1 protein-coding gene is annotated in these 242 nt (G+C 75.2%); it reads right to left on the bottom strand.

What is annotated here, in order from left to right:
* Positions 1-242, bottom strand: a 242-nt coding sequence (locus tag QWY29_RS20600; RefSeq protein WP_300963084.1) for a hypothetical protein, incomplete at both ends; no start/stop codon positions are given.

The following is a 242-nucleotide window of genomic DNA, read 5'->3' as shown; positions in this document are numbered from 1 at the left end:
TCGGAGAGCGAGCGGTACGACGCCGCGCCCAGGTCGATCGGGGCGGTCCCGCCGCTGGCGGCCGCCGCCCAGCTCGCGCCGAGGAACTCCTCGCTCGTCGCGACCAGGTCGTGGGCGCGGCGGCGCGCCCGCTCGGGGTCGAGCACGAGCACGTGGGTGTCGACGGGCATCAGGTCGACGAGCAGCTCCATCTCGTCGACGAGCACCGGCGCGAGCGACTCCATGCCGTCCACGGCGATGCC

The organism is Nocardioides abyssi (assembly GCF_030412915.1).
GTDB classification, from domain to species: Bacteria; Actinomycetota; Actinomycetes; order Propionibacteriales; family Nocardioidaceae; genus Nocardioides; species Nocardioides abyssi.
This window is presented reverse-complemented; position numbering and strand designations above follow the sequence as displayed.